We start from the raw sequence: 2,750 nt of genomic DNA on the forward strand, positions 1-2,750 counted from the left end.
CCCGTCCTCCCCCGGCGGGATCACTCCCGGTGCCAGTCCGTGCCTGCCTCGTCCCCCAGGGACCGCTTCAGATAGACGCTGAGGTCGTTCGCCGCCCAGGAACGCCCGTCGGTCTCGTGGTCCCAGACGAAGACGTCCGTGCGCTCGGGGATCCTGACGAACGCGAACTGGTCGCCCCCGCCGTTGTCGCCGAAGAACATCAGCGGCTCGAACGGCATGTAGAGATCGGCGTAATCCGGCGCGGACCGGAAGGAGGCATTGTCCTCGGCGATCCGCTCGGCGGTCCAGACGACGTCCCCGCCGTCCTCACCGACGACACCGTCGCACTCGAGCAGCAGGGCCGCGAGGTCTTCGGGCAGCGGCTGCCCGAGCGCCCTCTCGACCGCAGCCAGGGCCTCTTCGCTCGCGGGCTCGCCCAGCTCCATGTCAGGGGACAGGTCGAGGATCAGTTCGCGCCACATCCGCCCATTCTCTCCCACGGCGACCGCGTGGAGCGGCACCGGGCGGGCCGGTGGGAGCCGGGCGGGACCGCCTCAGAGGGTGGGCACGGAAGCGGATTTCGGCGGTGCGTCGGCGGCGGGTGGGGCGAGGAGGGTGTCCAGCCGGCGGAGGGCGGAGCGGGACTGGACGGCCGCCAGGGTCGCGATCCCCGCGCCGAGGGCGAGCCAGCCGGCCGGGCCCGCCGCCATGACCGCGCCGGTCAGGAGCAGCGGTCCGGCGGACTTCTGGACGGACTGGGCCATGCCCGCGACGCCCAGGTAGGACGCCCTCGCCTCCGCGGGGGCCAGCGAGACCGCCAGCTCCCAGGAGCTCACCGAGCGCATCAGCTCCGCCGCGGTGGCCAGGACCGCCGCGACGAGGAGCGCGATCGACGCGGCCCAGACCCCGGTCCCCGCGGTGGCCGCCAGGAGGGCGCAGCAGGCGAGCATCGTCAGCCCGTACAGGACGACCGCCGCCGCGGCCTGGCGGGGCTCCTCGACCTTCGCCGACACGTGCAGCTGGAGTACGACGACGAGCACGGTGTTGATCACGAGGAAGGCCGGGATCAGGGCGTGCGGCGCGTCGGTGTGGTCCACCAGCCACAGCGGCAGGCCGACGGCCAGGATCGAGTCGTCCAGGTTCATCGGTATGTCGAGCAGTACGAAGCGCAGGTAGCCGCGGTCGCGCCACGGACTCGGCGCGCCCGGCCGCCGACCCGCCGGCGCCGGTGCCGGTGTCGGCGCCGTGTCGCCGGTGCGCGCGGCCACGTGCCCCTGGCCGCGCGGCTCCCGCGTCCGCCGGACCAGCACGGCCGCCGCGAGGAAGGACAGCGCGTTGGCGAGGATCAGCGCGTGGTAGGCCTCGCGGGTACCCAGGGCCAGACCGGCGGCCGCGATGCCCGCGCCGAGGGCGTAGCCGGCGTTGGCCGTACTGCGCGACAGCGCCTGGTAGGTGGCACGCCTCTCCCCCGCCACCCGCGTGGCGAAGAGCATCTCCAGGGTCTTGGCCGCCCGGTCGCCCAGGTACGTGACGGCGACCAGGGCCAGCAGCACGTCGAAGCGGGTGGCCACGAGCAGTGCGCTGAGCGTGCCGAGGCGCAGGAGGTGACAGCCGATCAGCAGGGAGCGCACCGGGAAACGGCCGGCCAGATGTCCCGCCAGGGGCGATCCGGCGATGCCCGCCACCGCGGACGCGCCGAGCAGGAGGCCGAGCCGTCCGGCGTCCAGGCCGACGACGAAGGTGAAGTACAGGACCGAGGAGGCGGCCCACAGTCCCGTACCGGTGCGGTCGAGGAACTGCGCCAGCAGCATGATCCGGGCGTCCCGGCCCCCCGGCGGGCGCCGCAACTGGGCCACCAGACCGGGCCGCACCCGCCGATCGCTCCGATCATGCCGCTCCGCCCCCTCCGGCCGCGCCTTCCGGATCCCCGCACCACGCCACCACATCTCAGACCTCCGAGCCCCCGTGAAGTATCTCGACATCGAGATACCTGCGGCAGCCTGCCCGAAATCAATCTTGACGTCAAGATACTTCTGGGAGCCGGGGGCCTCCGGGGCCCTTCCGCCCTCCCCGGGGCCGGTGCGCCGCCGCCGCGAAATCCCTCCTGCCTCCCGACCCTCCTGCGGCATACTCCGGGGGACGGGAAAGCCAACACCCGCTCCTCGGCCACGAACTGAGGACCCGTCACGGGCAGGGCGCGAACCGGGCCGGGCCGACCGCGGGGGAAGGGCTGGGGGGCCGGGTGGGACGCTCATGATGTTCGGATACGCGGACGACTGGACGGTGGTGCTCACCCTCCTCCTCGTACTGTGGTGGCTGTGCGGCCCCTTCGTGATGGCCGGCCTGGGCACATGGGTCGGACGGGCCGGCGGCCGGGCCGGCACCAAGGCGCGGGTCGCGTCCGTCGTGGTGCCGGTGGTCGTGATGGCGGCGCCGACGATCGCCAAGTTCAAACCGGACGGGGTCACGCCGACGCGCGGGGACACCATCGGGTTCCTCGTCGTCGAAGTCGGGCTCCTCACGATCCTGCCCTGGCTGATCGCCTACGGCGTGGCCCGCTACTTCGCCGCGCGGCGAAAGCGCCGGGGCTGAGGATCCGGCCCGAACGAGGACTGGTCCACGCGCCGCCCCTTCCGCCACACTGACCCCCGACCCCGGGGGGTACCGCCCCCAGGGCCCCCCCCCCCCCCCCCCGGAACAACAAAACAACCACGCGGAAAAAGGCGAAGAGACAAAACCGAAACAAAATAGTTACCCCAAGGAACAGGAAA

The 2,750-nt window shown here is 72.8% G+C and carries 3 protein-coding genes; 1 reads left to right on the forward strand and 2 read right to left on the reverse strand.

Annotation, left to right across the window (positions count from 1 at the left end; genetic code table 11):
* Positions 1–20 precede the first annotated feature (20 nt).
* Positions 21–461, reverse strand: a complete 441-nt coding sequence (locus tag ACWGDE_RS37980) for an SMI1/KNR4 family protein (RefSeq protein ID WP_453393648.1) — start codon at positions 459–461, stop codon at positions 21–23.
* 72 nt (positions 462–533) lie between these two features.
* Positions 534–1,790 carry an MFS transporter gene (locus ACWGDE_RS37985; protein ID WP_453393649.1) on the reverse strand — a complete coding sequence of 419 codons (1,257 nt, stop codon included), beginning with the start codon at positions 1,788–1,790 and terminating at the stop codon, positions 534–536.
* 442 nt (positions 1,791–2,232) lie between these two features.
* On the opposite strand from ACWGDE_RS37985, the gene ACWGDE_RS37990 reads away from it, so the two are divergent.
* Positions 2,233–2,571, forward strand: a complete 339-nt coding sequence (locus ACWGDE_RS37990) for a hypothetical protein (protein ID WP_453393650.1) — start codon at positions 2,233–2,235, stop codon at positions 2,569–2,571.
* The last annotated feature ends 179 nt before the right edge of the window (positions 2,572–2,750 follow it).

It is taken from the genome of Streptomyces sp. NPDC054956 (assembly GCF_053609185.1).